General features: G+C 72.2%; 11 protein-coding genes and 1 pseudogene. 3 read left to right on the forward strand and 9 right to left on the reverse strand.

Translation table 11 applies throughout. The annotated features are described in order from the left end of the window. Positions 1-56: 56 nt before the first annotated feature. On the reverse strand, positions 57-674 hold the full coding sequence (locus tag OG943_RS17775; RefSeq protein ID WP_328610895.1) for a TetR family transcriptional regulator: 618 nt from the start codon (positions 672-674) through the stop codon (positions 57-59). Between the two features lie 59 nt (positions 675-733). Between OG943_RS17775 and OG943_RS17780 the strand changes: the two genes are divergently transcribed. Then, positions 734-2,182, forward strand: coding sequence for an FAD-dependent monooxygenase (locus tag OG943_RS17780; RefSeq protein ID WP_328610896.1), 1,449 nt, complete (start codon positions 734-736; stop codon positions 2,180-2,182). Between the two features lie 140 nt (positions 2,183-2,322). Here the strand turns inward: OG943_RS17780 and OG943_RS17785 are convergent, their stop codons facing one another. Beyond that, a complete protein-coding gene (locus tag OG943_RS17785; RefSeq protein ID WP_328610897.1) occupies positions 2,323-4,134 on the reverse strand; it encodes a S1C family serine protease in 1,812 nt (603 codons plus the stop codon). Positions 4,135-4,340: 206 nt separating this feature from the next. Between OG943_RS17785 and OG943_RS17790 the strand changes: the two genes are divergently transcribed. Then, a complete protein-coding gene (locus OG943_RS17790) occupies positions 4,341-5,054 on the forward strand; it encodes a M24 family metallopeptidase (RefSeq protein ID WP_328610898.1) in 714 nt (237 codons plus the stop codon). Between the two features lie 31 nt (positions 5,055-5,085). Here OG943_RS17790 and OG943_RS17795 read toward each other — a convergent pair whose 3' ends face one another. After that, positions 5,086-5,940 carry an SDR family NAD(P)-dependent oxidoreductase gene (locus OG943_RS17795; protein WP_328610899.1) on the reverse strand — a complete coding sequence of 285 codons (855 nt, stop codon included), beginning with the start codon at positions 5,938-5,940 and terminating at the stop codon, positions 5,086-5,088. A gap of 108 nt (positions 5,941-6,048) precedes the next feature. Beyond that, on the reverse strand, positions 6,049-10,179 hold the full coding sequence (locus OG943_RS17800; protein WP_328610900.1) for a S8 family serine peptidase: 4,131 nt from the start codon (positions 10,177-10,179) through the stop codon (positions 6,049-6,051). 119 nt (positions 10,180-10,298) lie between these two features. On the opposite strand from OG943_RS17800, the gene OG943_RS17805 reads away from it, so the two are divergent. Then, on the forward strand, positions 10,299-11,309 hold the full coding sequence (locus tag OG943_RS17805; RefSeq protein ID WP_328610901.1) for a helix-turn-helix domain-containing protein: 1,011 nt from the start codon (positions 10,299-10,301) through the stop codon (positions 11,307-11,309). A 244-nt stretch (positions 11,310-11,553) separates the two neighbouring features. Here the strand turns inward: OG943_RS17805 and OG943_RS17810 are convergent. From OG943_RS17810 to OG943_RS17830, 5 genes and pseudogenes are all read right to left on the reverse strand, one after another. Next, a pseudogene (locus OG943_RS17810) lies at positions 11,554-12,387 on the reverse strand (glycoside hydrolase family 16 protein); the annotation flags it as partial. A 268-nt stretch (positions 12,388-12,655) separates the two neighbouring features. Next, positions 12,656-14,863: a 1,4-alpha-glucan branching protein GlgB gene (gene glgB / locus OG943_RS17815; RefSeq protein WP_328610902.1), complete on the reverse strand. Its 2,208-nt coding sequence runs from the start codon at positions 14,861-14,863 to the stop codon at positions 12,656-12,658. A 3-nt stretch (positions 14,864-14,866) separates the two neighbouring features. Next, complete coding sequence (locus OG943_RS17820; protein ID WP_328610903.1) at positions 14,867-16,258, reverse strand: maltokinase N-terminal cap-like domain-containing protein; 1,392 nt, start codon at positions 16,256-16,258, stop codon at positions 14,867-14,869. 5 nt (positions 16,259-16,263) lie between these two features. Further along, positions 16,264-18,072 (reverse strand): maltose alpha-D-glucosyltransferase, encoded by a 1,809-nt coding sequence (gene treS, locus OG943_RS17825; RefSeq protein WP_328610904.1) that lies wholly within the window; start codon positions 18,070-18,072, stop codon positions 16,264-16,266. Positions 18,073-18,165: 93 nt separating this feature from the next. After that, on the reverse strand, positions 18,166-20,145 hold the full coding sequence (locus OG943_RS17830) for a maltotransferase domain-containing protein (protein WP_328610905.1): 1,980 nt from the start codon (positions 20,143-20,145) through the stop codon (positions 18,166-18,168). Positions 20,146-20,218 lie beyond the last annotated feature (73 nt).

The raw sequence follows: 20,218 nt of genomic DNA on the forward strand, positions 1-20,218 counted from the left end.
GCCTCCCTTGCGCCGTTAAGGACTCCTTACCCGCGTTGGACGCGGGTAAGGAGTCCTTAACGGCCAGTCCCCAGGCCCGCGATCAGGAGGCCGAGCGCGTACCGGCAGTCGTCCTCGACGGTGGCGCCCGACGCCCGGCGTTCGCGCAGCCCGCGGGCCATCAGCGGGAACGGGAACGTCTCGGCGGAGATCAGCGCCTCCTCGTCCGCGACGGCCGGGCGGGCCTGGTCCTCGGCGGCCCGGCCGAGCACGAGCTGGATCAGCACCCCGGACGCGCGCGTCGCGTCGGCGGCCGGGAAGCCGGCGTCGAGCAGGACCGCCACCGTCCGTTCCGCGAAGTCCCCGAGGGCGCGGGCGGCCATCAGGTCCGCGCCGAGCGCGACCAGCGCCGCGTCCCGGCGGGTGACGAGCGCGGTGTGCAACGCGAGGCCCGCGTCCGCCAGCCAGTCCTGCCACCGGCCGTCCTCGACCGGCGGCAGGCCTTCGACGACCGGGCGGACCAGCGCGTCGGTCATGTGGTCGAGCAGTGCGCGCTTCCCGCTGAAATGCCAGTACAGCGCGGGGGCCTGCACCCCGAGCCCGGCCGCGAGCCGGCGGACGGTCAGCTTGTCGAGGCCTTCGGCGGCCACCAGGTCCCAGGCGGCGTCCACGGTCGCGGCCACGTCGATCGGCATGCTTGACACCTTAACATGTTAAGGACAGGCTTCTCCTTAACATGTTAAGGAGGTTTCGGATGGACATCGACGTACTGGTGGCGGGAGCCGGGCCGGTCGGCTTGTTCCTCGCCGCGGAGCTGCGGCTGGCCGGCGCCCGGGTGACGGTCCTGGAACAGCTCGCGACGCCGTCGACGGCGCGGAAGGCGCGCGGGATCGGGGTTCTGGCCACGGAAGCGCTGGCCCGGCGTGGCCTCGGCGCGCGGCTGGCCGAGGCCGACGTCGAGGGAACCCGCGACCTCGAACGCGAGCACGGCAGCGTCCTCGGCCACTTCGCGGGCATCCACAAACTCGACCCGGCGCTGGCCGACCCCGGCCGCCACGCGACGCGCATCTGGCAACCGGAGCTGGAGCGGCTGCTGTCCGGGCACGCCGAATCCCTCGGCGTCCGGGTGGAGCGCGGCCACGAGGTCACCGGGTTCGTGTCCGATGTGGACGGTGTCACGGTCACCGCCCGCGCCGAGGCCGGGGAACGCCGGTTGCGCGCCGCCTTCCTCGTCGGCTGCGACGGCGGGCGCAGCACGGTCCGCAAGCTCGGCGGCTTCGCTTTCCCCGGCACACCACCGCTGCTGCGGACCGTTGCCGGACGCGTGCGGTTCGCCGAACCGGCCGGCGTCCCGGCAGCGGGCCGCTATCCGACGGGCGACTTCCTCCGGGGCGGGGACCTCGCGGGGGTGACCGAGCCCGCCACGGCCTCGCCCGAGGCCAAGGGACCGGTGTCCCCGGCCGAGCTGGCAACGGCCATCGAGCGGGTCACCGGCGTCCCGGTGCCCGTCGAAACGGTGGACGACGGGCGCCGGTTCGGCGACCAGGCCCGGCAGGTCACGGAGTACCGGCGGGGCCGCGTGCTGCTCGCCGGCGACGCGGCGCACGTGCACTCGCCCAGCGGCGGCCAGGGCCTCAACCTCGGCCTGCTCGACGCGGCGAACCTCGGCTGGAAGCTGGCCGCCGTGGCCGCGGGGACGCTGCCGGACGCCGTGCTCGACACCTACGGCGCCGAACGGCACCCCGCCGGGGCGGCGGTGCTGCGCAACACGCGGGCCCAGTCGGCGTTGCTCGCGCCCGGCGCCCACGTCGACGCGCTACGCGAGATCCTCGCCGAGGTCCTCGACCGGCCCGGCGCGAACCGGTACTTCTCCGAGCTGCTCTCCGGCACCGGGCTGCGGCACGATTTCCCTTACGCCGCCGGGCTTCCCTCGTACGTCGGGCAGCACTCCCCCGACCTGGAACCGGTAAACGACGATGGCCGCCGGTCGCGGCTGTCCGAGCACACCCGGACTGGGCGCGGGCTGCTCCTGCTGGGCCCCGGGGATCGCGGTCTGGCCGCGGCTGCCGACGGCCGCGTGGACGTGCTGGCCGTGCGGGACCCGCCTTCCCAGCTGATCCGGCCCGACGGCGTGGTCGCCTGGGCCGGGGATCCGGCGGTTCTGCCGATCGCGCTGGACACCTGGTTCGGCCGATCCCGGTAACTCTGGTGGGACAGAACACCAACCCGGCCCGGGGTTTCGGCGGTGAACCGATGCCCCGGGCCGGGTTGGTGGGTTACTGCTGGGAGCAGGTCAGCTGCCGGAGCCGCTGGCCGGACCCATGGGCTACCGCTCGAGGTGCGTCAGCCGACGGGACCGCTGGCCGGGACCACCGTCACGTCGTGCTGCTGGCCGGTCTGGCCGATGACGGTGACCGTGAGCTTGTCGCCCGGGTGGTGGGTGTCCATCAGGTTGGTGAGCGCGGTCGCGGAGTTCACGGCCTTGCCGTCCAGTGCCGTGATCACGTCGCCGCCGGTGAGGCCGGCCGTGGCCGCGGGGCCGCCCGCCACCACGTCCTGGACCTGCGCGCCCTGGCTGCCGGTGCTCTGGCCGGTGCCGCTCTGGCCCTGTCCCTGGCCGAGGCCGCCCTGACCGGTGCCGCTCTGGGCGCCGGCGTCGCTGACCGAGACGCCGAGGAACGCGCTCTGTCCGATGTGGACGGTGTCGGACGCGGTGCCCCCGACGATCTGGTGCGCGAGCGTGAGCGCCTGGGCGATCGGGATCGCGAAGCCCTGGTGACCGGTGCTCTGCTGGCCGGAGCCTTGCTGGCCGTCACCCTGCTGTCCCGAACCCTGCTGGCCGTCGCCCTGGCCGAGGCCGCCCTCGCCCTGCCCCAAACCGCCCTGGCCCAGGCCGCCCTGTCCTTGACCCAGCCCGCCTTGACCCTGGCCGAGCCCGCCGCGGCCCTGGCCGCCGTTGAACTGGTAGCCGGCCGACGCGGCGGTGTCGACGCCGATCACCTGGCCGTTGGCGTTCACCAGCGCGCCGCCGGAGTCGCCGGACTGGATGTCGGCGTCCACCTGGATCAGGCCGGTGAGCTGCTCGGAGGAACTGCTGGACTCGTCGGAGGCGGTGATGGACTGGTTCAGCGCCGTCACCTTGCCCGCGGCGGCGCTCGGGGTGCCGCCGGTGCCGCCGGCGTTGCCGATGCCGACCACCGCGTCGCCGACCTGCACCGACGACGAGTCGCCGAGTGACTCCGTGGCCAGGCCGGACGCGTTGGCGAGCTTGATCACCGCGATGTCGTGGCTGCGGTCGTAGCCGAGCACGGAGGCGGTGTAGGTCTTGCCGTTGCCGATGTCGGTCACCTTGATGCTGGTGGCGCCCTCGACGACGTGGTTGTTGGTGAGGATCTCGCCGTCCGCGGTCAGCACGATGCCGGTCCCCGCGGCGGCGGCGCCCTGGTAGCCCAGCTCGGTGTTGATGTCGACCAGGCCCGGGTTCACCTTGCCCGCGATCGCGGACGGGTTGATCGACGTGCTCGACGTCCCGCCCGGCGCGCTCTGCGAGCCGAAGTTCTGGTTGCCGCTCGCCGAGGACCCGCCCGGGGTCCAGACGAAGTGCCCGACGCCCAGCCCGAGCACCACGGCCAGCCCGATCGCCCCCACGGCGATCGCCGCGCTCCGCAACGGCCGCTTCGCCTGCTGCGGCCGGTGGTACGGCGTCTGCGGGAACTGCTGCGTGCCCGGGTACGCGCCGTACGCCGGGTATTGGGCGCCCGGGTACTGGTAGTGGGCGCCGGCCTGTGGGCCGCCCGGGTACCCCGCCGGCCCGGCCGCATACCCGGCACCGCCGGGCTGGCCGCCGGGGTAGTCAGCGCCGCCCTGTTGCCCGGCGGCGTACTCGGCCCCGGCCTGGTACGGGTATCCGGCCTGCTGCGCGGAGCCCGGGTATCCCTCGTAACCCTGCGGCGAGCCGCCCACGGCCTGACCGCCCGTGGCCTGACTGCCCAGCCCTTGCCCGCCGAGTCCTTGCCCGCCCAGTCCCGGCGCCTGTCCGCCCGGCGCTTCCCCCGCGCCCTGGGCCGACCACTCCTGACCGGGCTGCCCGGCCTGGTTCCGGTGGTCCTGCGGTCCCCACTGCCCGCCGGTCGCTCCCGGCTCCTGCTCGTTCATGTCCCGCTCCAGCATCGTCGTGGTCCGGCTGCCGCCAGGGACAAGAACACACCCCGTACCTGAGATTTTCCTTGCCGTGCTCCGTGCAGAACCTGTGGAGTTCGCCCGGGAGCCGGGAACACCCGGCAAATCTCCCCCATACCCACCAAATCAGGCAGTCCGTGGACCCGGCCGCACCGGCCCCGTGGCATTGCTAACTTGGGAGCATGAGCGAGTTGATCGAGGACGAGGCGGTCCGCGCCGAGCGGCTGCTGGACGCGCAGGCCAAGGCGGTCGAGCTGTTCGCGCAGGTGCAGGAGCGGGGCATCCTCGCGCCGGGTGTGCGCGAGGTCGAGGCGAGTGACGCCGTCCGCGACCTCGCCGGGGAGCTGTTCGGCGTGAAGCGCTACTGGCACAAGCGCATCGTGCGCGCCGGGGTCAACACGCTCAAGCCGTACCGCGAGAACCCGCCGGACCGCGTGATCGGCGAGGACGACATCGTGTTCGTCGACTTCGGCCCGATCTTCGAGGAGTTCGAGGCCGACTTCGGCCGGACGTTCGTGCTCGGCGACGACCCGGTGAAGCACCGCCTGCGCGACAGCCTGCCGGTGGTGTTCGACGCGGGCCGCGAGTACTTCGAGACGCACCCGGACGTCACCGGCGCCGAGTTGTACGCGCACGTCACGAAGCTCGCCGAGGAGGCGGGCTGGACGTTCGGCGGCGCGCACTCCGGGCACCTGGTGGGCCAGTTCCCGCACGAGAAGATCGACGGGGCCAAGATCGAGTCCTACATCGCGCCGGGCAGCGACCGGCCGATGCGCGGGCCCGACCGCAACGGGCAGGTGTCGCACTGGATCCTCGAGGTCCACCTCGTCGACCAGGAACGGCAGTTCGGCGGGTTCTTCGAGGAGCTGCTCGACCTCGGCCACGAGCGGTCCTGAACCGCGAAAACCGGTGTGTTCCGCATTCCATTCAGCCGCGCGCGACCTCGCCGGGCAGGGTGCCGTCCACGTCGGTGAAGCCGTAGCGCACGGCCAGGTCCGGGGTGGTCTCGACGCCACCGGAGTAGGTCATCACGGCGGGGTCGGCCGCCAGCGCCGTGATGCCGCGGCCGACGAAACGCGGCGACTCCGCGGCCCCGATGTCGAACAGGCCGCTGCCGGGGATCTCCAGCACCGCGCGGCCGTCCCCGGCGGCGCGGGCGCCGAGCGCGAGCAGTTCGGTCCGCACCAGGCCCGGCCACACGGAGACGACGGCGACGTCGTGCGGCCTCAGCTCCAGGGCCAGGTCCGCGGTCATCTTGTCCACGGCCGCCTTTCCGACGCCGTACACCGTGTTCTGCTGGTACGCCGCCGCGCCGGAGGAAGACACGTTGACGATCAGCCCGCGCCCGGCGGCGAACAGCAGCGGCGCGGCGAACACACTCGCCACGTAGTGCGAGCGCGCCCCGATGCCCACCACCTCGTCCCACACGGCCACCGGCAGTTCCCAGAACGGCCGGTTGATCCACGCCGCCAGGTCCGACGCCGAGAAGACGTTGTTCACCAGCACATCAAGACTGCCGCGCTCCTCGCGGACGCGCGCGAAGACCGCCTCAACCTGACTGTCGTCGTGGTGGTCACATAGCACCGCGACGCCGGTGCCGCCGAGGGCGGTCACCTCGTCGGCCGTCTCGCCGATCGTGCCGGGCAGCGGCCCGGCGGAGGTGCTGCGCCCGGTGACGTAGACCGTCGCCCCCGCGGCGCCGAGTTCGAGCGCCACGCCCTTGCCCACGCCCCGGCTCGCACCCGTGACGACGGCGGTCTTCCCGGCCAGTGGTCGGTTCATCGGTCTCCTTCGCTCGGCGTCCTCCCTTTTGATCATGGCCCGGCCGCCGCGCTGAAACCAGCAGTGGCCCCGCTCCACCCGGAGCGGGGCCACCGTCGTCACTGGATTTCAGTACCGGAACTGCTGCAGCTGCCGCCCGTCGGACGAGGGGACCCAGCCGGTCCGGGTGGCGGGGTCGAACTGCGCCGAGCGCTCGGTCAGCGAGTTGTACTCGCCGCCGAACGGGCTGGACACGAAGTTCAGCCCCGAAGCCGTCGACACCTGCTTGCCCGTGACCAGGTCCATCACCGCGAACTGGCTGGTCGCGTTGTTGTCCGTGTTCACCCCGCCCGGATGGCCGAACGGCGTGAGCACCGGCGGCGTGCGGAACGCCACCAGCCCGAGGTGGTGCGCGGAGTCGACGGCCAGGAACCCGCCCTGCTGCTGGCGGACGGCGGTCGTGCCCGCCGACGCGAGCGTGTCACCGGTGACTGCGGCCAGCGAGGACGTGCCGACGATGTTGACGCTCACCGACCGGTAGGTCAGCTGGTACAGCTTGTTCGCGCTCTCGTCGAAGGCGAGCCCGCCGGCGCAGATGCTGCCCGCGTCGGACGGCCGGATCACACCGGAGTCGAGGTTCAGGCTGGCCACCGCCATCGCCCCGCCGCCGAAGCAGATCGCGCTGGTGCTGGCCCGCGAGAGGTACACCAGCCCGGTCGTCCGGTCCAGCTCGATCATCTTGAACCCGCCCGCGGGCGCGCCCGGCGGATCGGCGGGCAGCGGCGTGCCGAGCTTGCCGTCGCCGAGGGCCAGCGGCAGCACGACATCGGCGTTGTCCGACGTGCGCTTGGCCAGGATCGCCGCGCGGTGGCGGGTGGGGTCCACCCGGCCGCCCTGCACCGTGTAGCCGTCGGCGGCCGCGGTGCCGACCGGCTTCGCCGTGGCCGTGTCGTAGGTCTCCAGCGACGAGCCGGTGCCGCTGAAGTGCAGCAGCGCCAAGCGATCCGCGTCCGCGCCGAGCACCTGGTACCCGCTGTCGGGCGACGGGTCGCTGGTGACGACCCGGCCGTACGTCCCGGCCGCCGCGTTGTACTCCCGCACGGACTCCCCCGCGCCAGGATCACGCAAGGCGACGTATGACGTGCCTTGCGCGGCCGCGGCGAAGCTCGTCACCGCGGTGTCGCCGGGCGCGTAACCGTCGTCGAAGGTGAGGAACGACGTCGGGGACGCCTGGCCGAGGACCCGGCCACTGCGGTCGGTGGCGAACACACGGACGTTGTACGACAGCGAGCCGCCGAGCCCGAGCTTCACCGCATCGAGGTCAGTGACCCCGTTACGCGACGGAAGCTGTTGGTAGGCAACCGATCCCGCACTCGGACCGCCCTGGTCCCGGCGGTCGCCGTTGGCGTTCGTGACGGTGTTGAGCGCGTTGAACAGCGTCGGCGCGGGCGCCGAGACCTCGACCGCGGCACCCGTCGCGCCCGGGACACCGCGGACGTCGTAGCCCAGTGAGAAGCCCGGTGCGGCGCGGGTGATCTCCACGTTGTGGGCCATCGCGCCACCGCCGGCAGCGAGCGTCGGCGCGTCCGGCCGCCGCTCGCCGGTGCCGCCGACGCGGACCGCGGTGAACTCGCCGTAGATCGGGTTGCCCGCGTTGCCGGTCACCGAGCGCTGCACGATGCCGACGCCGTAGACCCCGGCGCCGCCCGCGAACGCGGTGGCCGGGACCAGCACGTCACCCGAGGTCGCGGTGAGCGGCGCGACGAAGCCGGTGCCGAACAGCGGCGCGGTCACCGGGTTCCAGTGCCCGAGCGTGGAGACGACCAGCTGCGGGTTGGACAGGTTCCGCACGCCGGTGAGGTCGTAGTGCACCTTCACCGCCTGGCCCGGGGCCACGGTCGCGGGCGCCACCGGGGCCTGGGCTTCGGCATACGCGCCGTCGGTCGGGCCGAAGGTCAGCGTCTGCTTGACGGAGGCGGCCACCCACGGCCCGAGGCGGACCTCGAACGTGACCGGCACGGAACGGTCCTCTGTGGACAGTACGGGCAGGCCGGCGGCGGTGAGGATCTCCGTCGGCGTGAGCCGGACGGCGGGGACGTTCGCGGTGAACTCGTGCCCGCCGACCTTCAGCGCGTACGAGGCGCCCGGGGGCGCGCCCACCACGTCGGCGCCGACCGTGACCGGGCCGAGCAGGCCCTCACCGGTGCCGTCGGTCTGGAGGTCGATCCGGCCGCTGTCGGCGTTCTCGAGGAACTGGCCGCCCAGGCCGCCGGTGGTGACCCGGTGCGCGACCGAGACCCGCGAGATCGACGGGGCCCGCCAGCCGCCGAGCACGGACTGCACCGCGGCGGTGACGTCGATCTGCGGCCCGACCGTCACCGGCCGGTCGGCCTGCGGCGGGCTCGCCACCGGCCGCGCCGTGTGCTCCAGCACCGAGCGGACGGCGGCCGGGTCCATCGGCCGTCCGGTGGTCTTGGCCGCCTGCAGCACCACGGCCGCCGCGGCCGCGGTCATCGGCGCGGACGCCGAAGTGCCGCCGTTGAGCACCGGCGTCACGTCGTGGGCCGAACCGCGGAAGGTGTGCTCGTAGACGAGGATCCCGTCGCTGGGCGCGGAAACGTCGACGCGCGTGCCGAAGCCGGAGGAGAAGTTGCCGCCGCCGTCGGTGCGCGTGGTGGCGAAGGTCGGGTTGTGCGCGGCCGGGCCGCCGGCCCGCTGCGGCACCGCGAGGGTGTCGTCCAGCGTGGTGCCGCCGACCGCGATGGCGCCGCTGTCGGCGACCTGGCTGGGCGTGGTGGAGAACGCGTCGTCGTTGATGTCGGTGGTGGCGCGGGCGTCGCGCGTGACGTCGGTGGGCGTGCTGCCGCCGTCCGGGCCGACCGCGGCCGGGGTGTAGAGCCGGGTGCCGTCGTTGGAGGAGACGGTGACGACGATGTGGTACTGGCGCACGATCGTCGCGATCACGGCCTGGGTCACCGGGTCGTCTTCGAGGTAACGGCCGGGGAAGCCCGCGGTGTCGGTGCCGAAGCCGAGGCTCGCGGTGATCACGTCCGGCCGCGGCGTCTGGCGCGCGGCGGCCATCAGCGCGACGGCGATCTGGTCGGTGGTCGGCTGCTGCGGGACGACGAGCCGGTACTGCGCGCCGGGCGCGATGCCGAGCAGGTCGGTCAGGCCGGACCCGGTGGCGCCGGGGCGCTGCCGGTCGTGCGGCAGCGGGGCCATCACGCCGAAGTCCAGCAGCACCTCGCCGAGCCCGGGGTCCTGCTGCTCGGCCGAGCCGAGCGGGTCGAGCCGGCCGGACGGGCTCGCGGTGTAGGTCGGGATCAGCGGCATCGACGGCAGGTCGAGGTAGCGCTGCCCGTTCTGGACCACGGTGGTCGGGCCGTAGGTGCTGACGTAGCCGTCGCCCGCGTCGGCCATCGACTGGTCGGTGAGGTCGCCGACGGAGACGTTGGTGATGATCTCGCCGGCGCCGGGCAGCTTGCCCGGCAGCAGGCTGTACGCGCCGAGCGCGTTGGTGCCGCCGGCGTTGAGGTAGCTCTGGGCCGACGAGGTCACGCCGTAGTTCGAGGGCACCGGCGAGGGCGGGTTCTGGTGCGCCTGCGGCAGTTTCGCGGCTTTCACCGCGGGCTGCGGCACGGGCACCGGGCCGGTGGACATCGCGGAGACGCGCCGGTTCGGCTTGGCGCTGACGACACCGGGGGTGGCGGCGAGTGTCTTCGCCGCGGCCGCCGGGTCCTGGCCGCCGAGGTGGACGAGCACCGTCTTCGCCAGCGCGGGCACGTCGGTGGCGTCGGGGAACACCGGCTCGACGGAGGTGGCGCCGACCTTGCCGAAGGCCGCGTTCACACCGTCATCGGACGTCTTCGCGGCGCGGCGGCCGGCCGCCAGCGGGGCGCCGGTGATGGCGGTGTTGCCCGCGAGCTGCACCAGCACGTCGCCGGGCTGGGCGGGAGCGGTGGTCTGCGTGAAGGTGGCGCGCACGGCGTCGTCGGACGGCTCGAAGCCGCCGAGGGCCGAAGTTCCTTGCGGCAGCGCGAGAACGGTCTTCGCGAGCTGCTTTCCGTGGGCGTCGGCGCGGGTCGCGGTGCCGTCGGCGTCGAGGGTGATCGCGCCGCCGTCCGGCATCGCGATGTGTCTGGACGGCGGGGCCTGCGGTTCGGGTGGCGGGGCGGCGGTCGCCGGCGCGGCGGTGACCGCGGCGATGGTGACCGCCGCGGTGACGACGGCGAGCAAGCCGCGAAGCGGGTTCGTCTGCACGACGCTCCCTTTCTCGGGGTTCGGGGGGCTGGGATTCGGGGACTGGGCGGAACGACGGTGTTCGCCCAGTGATCGGATCAATTTCCCAGTCCGCGCGCGGCTGGCGCAAGATAGCCACCATGACCAATAGTCGCCAGGTGGCAGGTTCCCGCCAGCAGCTGCGGGACCTGGACGCGCTCGGCATCCCGGCCGCGGACGCGCGTGTGTACACCGCTTTGCTGGGCCATCCGCGCACGCGGGCCGTGGACCTGGCGGAACAATGCGGACTTTCCGCCCAGCAGGCGTCGCGGGCGTTGTCGCGGCTGGCCACGGGCGGGCTCGCGAGCCGGGTGCCCGGACGGCCCGCGCGGTACCTCGCCGCGCCGCCGGACATCGCGCTGGGCGGGCTCGCGGCCGAACGGGCCGCCGAGCTGCGCGGCGCGCGGGCCGCGATCGAAGACCTGATGGAGGTCCACCGGGAGGCCAGCCGGTTCACTCACCCGGCCGAGCTGGTCGAGGTCGTCACCGGCGCCGAGAACATCGACAGCCGGGTCCGCCGGCTGCAGGACAGCGCCCGGACGCAGATCCGCGGCTTCGACCGGCCGCCGTACGTCAGCGCGCCCGGCGGGAATCTCGGCCACGAGCACCGGCGGCTGACCGACGGCGTCGCCTACCGCGTGATCTACGACCGTGAGGCGATCGCGCTGCCCGGCCGGCTGCACGGCGACATCCTGGTCAGCGGCACCCACGGCGAGCGCTCGCGGGTGCGCCCGGAGCTGCCGATCAAGATGGTGCTGGCCGACGAGCAGACGGCCGTGATCCCGATCAGCTCCTCACCGCACGTGGTGGACGCGGCGTACATCATCCACGCGTCCGCCCTGCTCGACGCGCTGGTGACGCTGTTCGAAGCGGAATGGGACCGCGCGGTGCCGCTGAACGAGGCGCTGAGCCACGACTCCCCCGGCAGCGACCCGGAGACGAACGAACTGCTGGCGTTGCTCGCGGCCGGCCAGACCGACGCCGGCATCGGCCGCGCGCTGGGCTGGAGCCCGCGCACCACCCAACGCCGGGTCCGGCGGCTGATGACCGAGCTGAACGCCACCACGCGCTTCCAGGCCGGGATGAACGCCCGGGAGCGCGGCTGGCTCTGAGCCGCGGGAAACTCGGGAAACCCTGTGGCGCCTGGATTTCTACGCCGTCACAGGCCAGAAGACGGGAACTCGCCCGGCCCGCCGAAGCGGGCCGGGCGAGTCCGCGGAGATCCGCGCCAACGCGATCTCCGCCCGCCGCCGCGGAGCGGGCAGCTCCACGGCGGCGTCCGGGGCACGGCGGCAAAGCAGGGTGGGCCTGCCCGCGCCACGCACGGCCGATCCCTTGTCCGCCAAGGACTTCTCAGCTCACGTGCACGTAGTCCACCACGAGCTGCTGCGGGAACTGCGTGCTGCCGTCCGGGTCGCCCGGCCAGTCGCCGCCCACGGCGAGGTTGAGGATCAGGAAGAACGGGTGGTTGTACACCCACTGGTTGCCGTTGAGGTCCGCCGGTGTGCGGGTCTCGTAGGCGTTGCCGTCCACCGACCACGTGATGCTCTCGCCGTTCCAGTCCACCGCGTAGGTGTGGAAGTCGTCGGAGAAGTTCGGGCCGTTGTACGCGGCGCCGATGCCGTTGGCGCCGGAGTAGCCCGGGCCGTGGATGGTGCCGTGCACGGTGGTCGGCTCCTTGCCGATGTTCTCCATCACGTCGATCTCACCGTCGGTAGGCCAGTTGCTGCCGCCGAGCATCCAGAACGCCGGCCACATGCCCTGCCCGCGCGGCAGCTTCATCCGCACCTCGATGTGCCCGCCGCCGGTGGAGAACTTGCCCGAGGTGTTCAGCCGCGCCGAGGTGTACTCGCACGCGCCGTACCAGCAGTTGTTGCCGGAGTTCTCCTTCTTGGCGGTGATGACCAGGTGGCCCTGGCCGTCGAGCGCCGCGTTGGAGGCCCCGGAGGTGTACCACTGCCGTTCGTGGTTGTTGCCGCCGTTGTCGCCGGTCTCGTAGGTCCACTTCGAGCCGTCGGCCGGGCTGCCCGCCGGACCGTCGAAGTCGTCGGTGAACTGGTCCAGGACCTTCGCCGGAGCCGGCGAAGGGGCCGCAGTGCCGGCCGGGGTGAGCGTGACCGCCGCCGCCACCGAGAGCACTGCCGGAATCGCCAGCAGCCGCCACCGGGTGGAGGTCTTAAGAGACTTCATCGTCATCCCTCGTCCCTCGAGGGGAGGCCTGGCGGCGCCGCCCCGGGTTTGTTGTGGATGGCAACAAAGTATGCCCGCGCGGTTCTTCACAGGCAAGACAAGACGTGAGACATTTTCCGACATCGAGACGGGCAGGCCGGATCCGGGGTTCATCCGGGCAGAACCGCCCGATCCACCCGGCGGCAGCCCCCCGCGGCCCCGCCCCGGCAAAGTCCGTTAAGGCCTCCTTACCCGCGTCCCACGCGGGTAAGGAGGCCTTAACGGCGTCCTACTCGGGCAAGGCGGCCGGCCCGGATTCCTCCGTCAGCCACAGCACGCCGCTCGGCGGGAGCTGCAGCACGGCCGACGCGGGCTGGCCGTGCCACGGTTCCTCGACCGCCTCGACCGAGCCGAGGTTGCCGACGCCGGAGCCGCCGTAGGCCTCCGCGTCGGTGTTCAGCAGCTCGGTCCAGCGGCCCGCCGCGGGCAGGCCGACGCGGTAGTCGTGGTGCGGCACCCCGGCGAAGTTGGCGACGCAGGCCAGGCGCGAGCCGTCGGAGCCGATGCGCAGGAAGCTCAGCACGTTGCCGCCCGAGTCGTTCGCGTCGATCCACTGGAAGCCCTCAGGCCGCACGTCGCCGCTGAACAGCGCGGGGGTGTCGCGGTAGACCCCGTTGAGGGTGCGCATCAGGTCGCGCACGCCGCGATGCAGCGGCGCGTCCAGCAGGTGCCAGTCGAGCGAGCTCGACTCCGACCACTCCCGCGGCTGGCCGAACTCGCCGCCCATGAACAGCAGCTGCTTGCCGGGGTGCGCCCACATGAACGCCAGCAGCGAGCGCAGCCCGGCCGCCTTGTTCCAGTCGTCGCCCGGCATCCGCTCCCACAGCGAACCCTTGCCGTGCACCACTTCGTCGTGTGAAAGGGGCAGCACGAAGTTCTCACTCCAGGCGTACACGAGCGAGAACGTCATCTCGTTGTGGTGGAACGCGCGGTGCACCGGCTCGTGCCCGAGGTAGCGCAGCGTGTCGTGCATCCAGCCCATGTTCCACTTGAAGCCGAAGCCGAGGCCGCCCAGGTGCGTCGGGCGCGTGACGCCCGGCCAGGCGGTCGACTCCTCGGCCACCATCACCACGCCCGGGTGTCGCTTGTAGACAGTGGCGTTCAGCTCCTGCAGGAACCGCACCGCGTCGAGGTTTTCGCGGCCGCCGTACTCGTTCGGCAGCCACTCCCCCTCCTTGCGCGAGTAGTCGAGGTAGAGCATCGACGCGACGGCGTCCACGCGCAGGCCGTCGAGGTGGAATTCCTCCAGCCAGAACAGCGCGTTGGCCACCAGGAAGTTGCGCACCTCGTTGCGGCCGAAGTTGAACACGAGCGTGCCCCAGTCCGGCTGCTCGCCGCGGCGCGGGTCCTCGTGCTCGTAGAGCGGGCTGCCGTCGAACCGCGCCAGCGCCCAGATGTCACGCGGGAAGTGCGCCGGCACCCAGTCCACGAGCACGCCGATGCCGCGCTGGTGCAGGTGGTCCACCAGGTAGCGGAAGTCGTCCGGGTCGCCGAAGCGCGAGGTCGGCGCGTAGTAGGAGGTGACCTGGTAGCCCCACGAGCCGCCGAACGGGTGCTCGGCCACCGGCAGGAGCTCCACGTGCGTGAAGCCGGTTTCCTCGACGTACTCGGCCAGCTGGTCGGCCAGCTCGCGGTAGCCGAGGCCGGGCCGCCACGAGCCGAGGTGCACCTCGTAGACGCTCATCGGCGCGTCGGCCCAGTTCGTCGCCTCGCGGCGCGCGGCCCACTCCTCGTCGGCCCAGGTGTACTCGGACTGCGTCACCTTGGACGCGGTGGCGGGCGGGACCTCGGTGGCGAACGCCATCGGGTCGGCCTTCTCGTGCCAGTGCCCGTCCGCGCCGAGGATCCGGAACTTGTAACAGCTGCCGACCGCCACGCCGGGGATGAACAGCTCCCACACGCCCGACGAGCCGAGCGAGCGCATCGGGTGCCCGCGGCCCTCCCAGGCGTTGAAGTCGCCGATCACCCGCACCCCGCGCGCGGTCGGCGCCCACACCGCGAAGGACACGCCCTCGACGGTGCCGTTCGGGGTGTCGTAGGCCCGGACGTGCGCGCCGAGCACGTCCCACAGCCGCTCGTGCCGGCCCTCGCCGATCAGGTGCTGGTCGAGCTCGCCGACGGTGGGCAGCCAGCGGTACGGGTCGTCGGTGACGACGGTGTGCCCGTCGTAGTCCACCTCGATCCGGTAGTCGCCGGGGTGCTCGGGCAGCGGGGCCGCGAACAGCGCGTCGGCCACCCGCTCCAGCGGGAACCGGGCTCCGCCCGCCAGCACCGTGACGGCCTTCGCGCCGGGGTGCAGGACGCGCGCGAAGAAACGCTTGCCGTCCGAGTGCACGCCGAGCACCGAGTGCGGGTCGTGGTGGGACCCGGCGAGCAGGTTGTCGATGTCCTGCGGCGACGGGGCGGCATCGGGCAGGTCCCGGGGAGCCGTGGTCACTGGTCACTCACCTCCGTGCGTGATGCGGGCGATCGCCGCGAGCGGGACGGCCAGCCAGTCCGGCCGGTTCGCGTGCTCGTAGGCGACCTCGTACACCGCTTTGTCGAGTTCGAACGCACGGAGCAGCTCCCCGTGCTCGCGCGGGTCGCCGATCGGCGCGGCGGCGCCCCGGGCGTATCCCTCGCAGAAGGCGGCGCGGTTGCGGCGCGCCCACTCCAGTGCCCGCTCGGTCAGCGCCGGGTCGTCCGGCTGGCCGACGAGCAGTTGCTGGGCCGCGTAGTCGAACGAGCGCAGCATGCCCGCGACGTCGCGCAACGGCGAGCGCAGCGCGTGCCGCTCCGCCACCGGCGCGGCCGGCTCGCCCTCGAAGTCGAGCAGCAGCCAGCCGCCGACGGTGCGCAGCACCTGGCCGAGGTGCAGGTCGCCGTGGATGTACTGCATCGAGATCGGCGTGGCGCCCGGCGGCAGCTCGCGCACGGTGTCGAACGCCGCGCGCAGCTCCGGCACGTGCTCGGCCAGCTCCGGCACGTCGCGGGCGACCTCGTCCAGCCGGTCGGCCATCGCCTTCACGGTGCGGTCCAGCTCGTCGTCGTCCACCGGCTCGGTGCCCAGCGCCGACGCCAGGTCCGCGTGCACCTTCGCCACGGCCGTGCCCAGCCGCTCGGCCTCACCGGCGAAGTCGCCGCCCAGCTCCTCCGGGCGCAGTTCCGGCTCCGCCATCAGGTCGCGCACGCTGGTGGTGGCCATCGCCCAGCCGTCCACGGCGTCGGAGAGGAACACCTGCAGCATGCCGATGGTGGTGGGCTCGCCCGCCAGCTCGCCGGTGATCGAGCCGACCACCTCGGCGATGTGCTCGCAGCCCGCCGCCTGCAGCGCGCGGTGCAGCAGCAGGTCCTTGTTGGTGCCGGGGCTGAGCTTGCGGAACAGCTTGAGGATGTACTGCCCGCCGTAGACGAGCGAGGTGTTGCTCTGCTCCGAGGTGATCGGCCGGCCCCGCAGGCCGCCGGACAGCTGCGCGCCGGGCTCGTGCTCGAAGACGAGCGATCCGGCGCTCTCCTCGGCGACGATCTTGTCCAGCAGCACGGCGGTGAGGTCCGCGTCGCCGCTCGCCTCGTAGAAGTTCAGCCCGCCGTCGGCGCCGATCCAGGACGCCGACGCGATCTCCGGCGGGTGCGAACGACGGCCGACCAGCAGCTGGTACGGCTCCTGACGGTCCCCCTGGATCACCTCGACGACGACGTGCAGCAGCTGCGGGTCACCGTCGAGCAGGACCGTGACCCCGAGCGGCCGCACCGCGGTCACCGGCCGGTCCTTGCCCGCGAACCACCGCTGGGACGGCAACCACCCCGGGAGCTCGGTGACCAGCTCGTCGACCAGGTGACCGGGTTCGGTCAAGGGACTCACCTCATCTCGCCTTCGTCTTCCGGCTCGAGGAGCTGGAACCAGTAGAACCCGTGGCCGGGCAGCGTGAGCAGGTACGGCAGCTCGCCGATGCCGGGGAAGCGGACCCCGCCGGTCAGCTCCACCGGCACGCCGCCGCGGTGCGCGGCGAGGTCCAGCTCCACCGGCTGCGGGAAGCGCGACAGGTTGTTCACGCACAGCACCACGTCCTCGCGCCCGTCCGGGCGCCGCCACTGGCGCTTGTAGGCGAGCACGCTCGGGTTCGACCCGCCGAGGTCCACGAAGTCGCCCTCGGCGAACGCGTGGTGCTGCTTGCGCACCTCGATCATCCGCCGGGTCCAGTTCAGCAGGGACGACGCGTTGTTCGACTGCGCCTCGACGTTCAGCGCCTGGTAGCCGTAGACCGGGTCCATGATCACCGGCAGGTAGATCCGGCCGGGGTCGCAGGCGGAGAAGCCGGCGTTGCGGTCCGGGGTCCACTGCATGGGGGTGCGGACCGCGTCGCGGTCGCCGAGCCAGATGTTGTCTCCCATGCCGATCTCGTCACCGTAGTACAGAACGGGCGAGCCCGGCAGGGACAGCAGCATCGCGGTGAAGAGCTCCTGCTGGTTGCGGTCGTTGTCCAGCAGCGGCGCCAGGCGCCGGCGGATGCCGATGTTGGCCTTCATCCGCGGGTCCTTGGCGTACTCGGAGTACATGTAGTCGCGCTCTTCGTCGGTGACCATTTCGAGCGTCAGCTCGTCGTGGTTGCGCAGGAAGATGCCCCACTGCGTGCCGCTCGGGATCTGCGGGGTCTGCAGCAGGATCTCCGAGATCGGGAACCGCGACTCGCGCCGCACGGCCATGAAGATGCGCGGCATCAGCGGGAAGTGGAACGCCATGTGGCACTCGTCCCCGCCGACCGCCGGGTCGCCGAAGTACTCGACCACGTCCGACGGCCACTGGTTCGCCTCCGCCAGCAGGATCCGGCCCGGGTACTCGTCGTCGACCACCTTGCGGCAGCGCTTGAGGAACTCGTGCGTGCGCGGCAGGTTCTCGCAGTTGGTGCCCTCCTGCTCGAACAGGTAGGGCACGGCGTCCAGGCGGAACCCGTCGATGCCGAGGTCGAGCCAGAACCGCAGCACGTCCAGCATCGCATCCTGGACGTTCGCGTTTTCGTAGTTCAGGTCGGGCTGGTGGGAGAAGAAGCGGTGCCAGTAGAACTGGCCGCGCACCGGGTCGTAGGTCCAGTTCGAGGTCTCGGTGTCGACGAAGATGATGCGCGCGTCGGCGTAGCGGGAGTCGTCGTCGCTCCACACGTAGTAGTCGCCGTACGGGCCGTCCGGGTCCGAACGGGACTGCTGGAACCACGGGTGCGCCTCGGAGGTGTGGTTCAGCACCAGGTCGGTGATCACGCGGATGCCGCGTTTGTGCGCCTCGGTCAGCAGGTGCACGAAGTCGTCCACGCTGCCGAACTCCGGCAGCACGGCGCGCCAGTCGCTGATGTCGTACCCGCCGTCGCGCAGCGGCGAGGCGTAGAACGGCGGCAGCCAGAGGCAGTCCACGCCGAGCCACTCGAGGTAGTCGAGCCGGCCGGCCAGGCCGCGCAGGTCGCCGGTGCCGTCGCCGTTCGAGTCGCTGAACGCGCGGACGAGCACCTCGTAGAACACCGCGCCCTTGAACCAGTGCGGGTTGCTGGGCGCCTGCTCGGCGGACTCGAAGTCGCCCGCCTGCGGTTCGACCAGCATGCCGTCGGCGTCCATCGCCTCCCCGGTGTGGGGCACGCCGTCCAGTCCCAGAGCCGCGTCGGGCCGGTCACCCTCGTCCATGAACTCCACCTCGTCCCGCGTTCGCTGGGTACGTTCGATCGTCCCTGCCGCATGCCGCCGCCGCAGGGTGGTTGGTAGATCCGCTGTTGTTAGTTAGAGCGCGAGCCTTCGCCGGACGGCGACCACGTGGGCGACCGCGCGCCACGGTTCAAGCCGGACGAAGTTCGCCTGACCCCAGTCCCAGGTCTCCCCGGTGACCTCGTCGTGCGCGATCAGCCGCTCGTGCCACTCGAACCCGAGTGCTTCGAGGTCGAGCCAGAGGGTGCCCTCCTGGGCGCCGTGCGGGTCGAGGTTCACCACCGTCACCACGGTGTCGCCGGTGGCCGGGTCCTGTTTGGAGTAAGCGAGCAGCGCGCCGTTGTCGATGTGGTGGAACCGCAGCGACCGCATGCCGTGCAGCGCCGGGTGCGCGTGCCGGATCGCGTTCAGCTTGGTGATCCACGGTTCGAGCGAACGGCCCTCCGCCAGTGCCTTGGCGAAGTCGCGCGGGCGCAGCTGGTACTTCTCCGAGTCGAGGTACTCCTCGCTGCCCGGGCGCACCGGCTCGTGCTCGAACAGCTCGTAGCCGGAGTACACGCCCCAGGTCGGCGCCAGCGTGGCGGCGAGCGCGGCGCGCAGTGCGAACATGCCGGGACCGCCGTGCTGCAGCGACTCGTGCAGGATGTCCGGGGTGTTGACGAACAGGTTGGGCCGGCCGTAGTCCCAGTGCTCCACCAGGTCGACGCCGAATTCGACCAGCTCTTCCTTGGTCGTGCGCCAGGTGAAGTAGGTGTAGCTCTGGGTGAAGCCGAGCTTGGCCAGCCCCCACAGCCGGGCCGGCCGGGTGAACGCCTCGGCCAGGAACAGCACGTCCGGGTGCGCGTCCTTGACCGACTGGATCAGCCAGGCCCAGAAGTCCGGCGGCTTGGTGTGCGGGTTGTCGACCCGGAAGATGCGCACCCCGTGCGACACCCAGTGCAGCACGAGCCGCAGCACCTCGTCGTAGATGCCGCGCGGGTCGTTGTCGAAGTTGACCGGGAAGATGTCCTGGTACTTCTTCGGCGGGTTCTCGGCGTACGCGATCGAGCCGTCCGGCCGGGTGGTGAAGAACTCGGGGTGCTTGAGCACCCACGGGTGGTCGGGCGCGGCCTGCAGCGCGAGGTCGAGCGCGACCTCCAGGCCGAGGCCCTCGGCACGCGCGGTGAACTCGTCGAAGTCCTCCATCGTGCCCAGCTCCGGGTGGATCGCGTCGTGCCCGCCCTCGTCGGCGCCGATCGCCCACGGTGAGCCGACGTCCTCCGGCCCGGCGCCGAGGGTGTTGTTGGGGCCCTTGCGGTTCACTCGCCCGATCGGGTGGACCGGCGGCAGGTAGACGACGTCGAAGCCCATGCCCGCGACCCGGTCGAGTGCCTGGGCGGCGGTGGCGAAGGTGCCGTGCACCGCCTGGCCGTGTTCGTCGACACCGCCGGTGGAGCGCGGGAACAGCTCGTACCAGGAGCCGAACGCGGCGCGCTTGCGGTCGACCCACAGCTTGAGCGGCTTGCCCTTGGTGATCAGCTCGCGCACCGGGAACTCGTGCATGAGCCGGCGGATCTCCGGCGACAGCGCGGGGCCGACGCGCCCGGCCAGGTCTCGCTCGTCGTCGCGCAGCGCCGCCGCGGCGCCGGCCAGCAGGCCGCGCTCGGCCCGGCGGTCGGGGCGGCGGGAAACGCGGTCGAGCAGGCGGGCGCCGTTCTCGAGGTCGTTCTCCAGCTCGCCGGGCCCCTGCCCGGCCGCGATCTTGACCTCCACGGCGTGCTCCCACGTCGCCCAGGGATCGCTCCACGCGTCGACGCGGTAGGTCCACATGCCCTCGGCGTCGGGCACCACCACGGCGGCGAACCGGTCGAGCCCGGTGCCCTGTTCCACCATTCGGGTCTGGCGCGAGACCCGGTCGCCCGGCCCACGCCACGCGACCGTGGCGGAAACCGCGTCGTGGCCCTCGCGCCATACCGTCGCGGATACCGGGAAGTGTTCTCCCACAACGGCTTTGGCCGGATACCGGCCACAGCTCACGGTGGGGGTGACCTCGTCGATACCGAGCCGGCCGGTCATGGCAACGCCCCTTTTAACCGTATTCGTACTGTGCGGACGCGAGCACGGTCAGTCTGCCTGATTCGATCAAAGC

The sequence above is a fragment of the Amycolatopsis sp. NBC_00345 genome, assembly GCF_036116635.1.
GTDB lineage: Bacteria > Actinomycetota > Actinomycetes > Mycobacteriales > Pseudonocardiaceae > Amycolatopsis.

Excerpts from the sequence above, each read along its gene's own strand:
- OG943_RS17790 (WP_328610898.1), top strand. The coding sequence starts at position 4,341 with ATGAGCGAGTTGATCGAGGACGAGGCGGTCCGCGCCGAGCGGCTGCTG.
- OG943_RS17795 (WP_328610899.1), bottom strand. The coding sequence starts at position 5,940 with ATGAACCGACCACTGGCCGGGAAGACCGCCGTCGTCACGGGTGCGAGC.
- OG943_RS17830 (WP_328610905.1), bottom strand. The coding sequence starts at position 20,145 with ATGACCGGCCGGCTCGGTATCGACGAGGTCACCCCCACCGTGAGCTGT.
- OG943_RS17780 (WP_328610896.1), top strand. The coding sequence starts at position 734 with ATGGACATCGACGTACTGGTGGCGGGAGCCGGGCCGGTCGGCTTGTTC.
- OG943_RS17805 (WP_328610901.1), top strand. The coding sequence starts at position 10,299 with ATGACCAATAGTCGCCAGGTGGCAGGTTCCCGCCAGCAGCTGCGGGAC.
- OG943_RS17775 (WP_328610895.1), bottom strand. The coding sequence starts at position 674 with ATGCCGATCGACGTGGCCGCGACCGTGGACGCCGCCTGGGACCTGGTG.
- treS (WP_328610904.1), bottom strand. The coding sequence starts at position 18,072 with ATGGACGAGGGTGACCGGCCCGACGCGGCTCTGGGACTGGACGGCGTG.
- OG943_RS17785 (WP_328610897.1), bottom strand. The coding sequence starts at position 4,134 with ATGAACGAGCAGGAGCCGGGAGCGACCGGCGGGCAGTGGGGACCGCAG.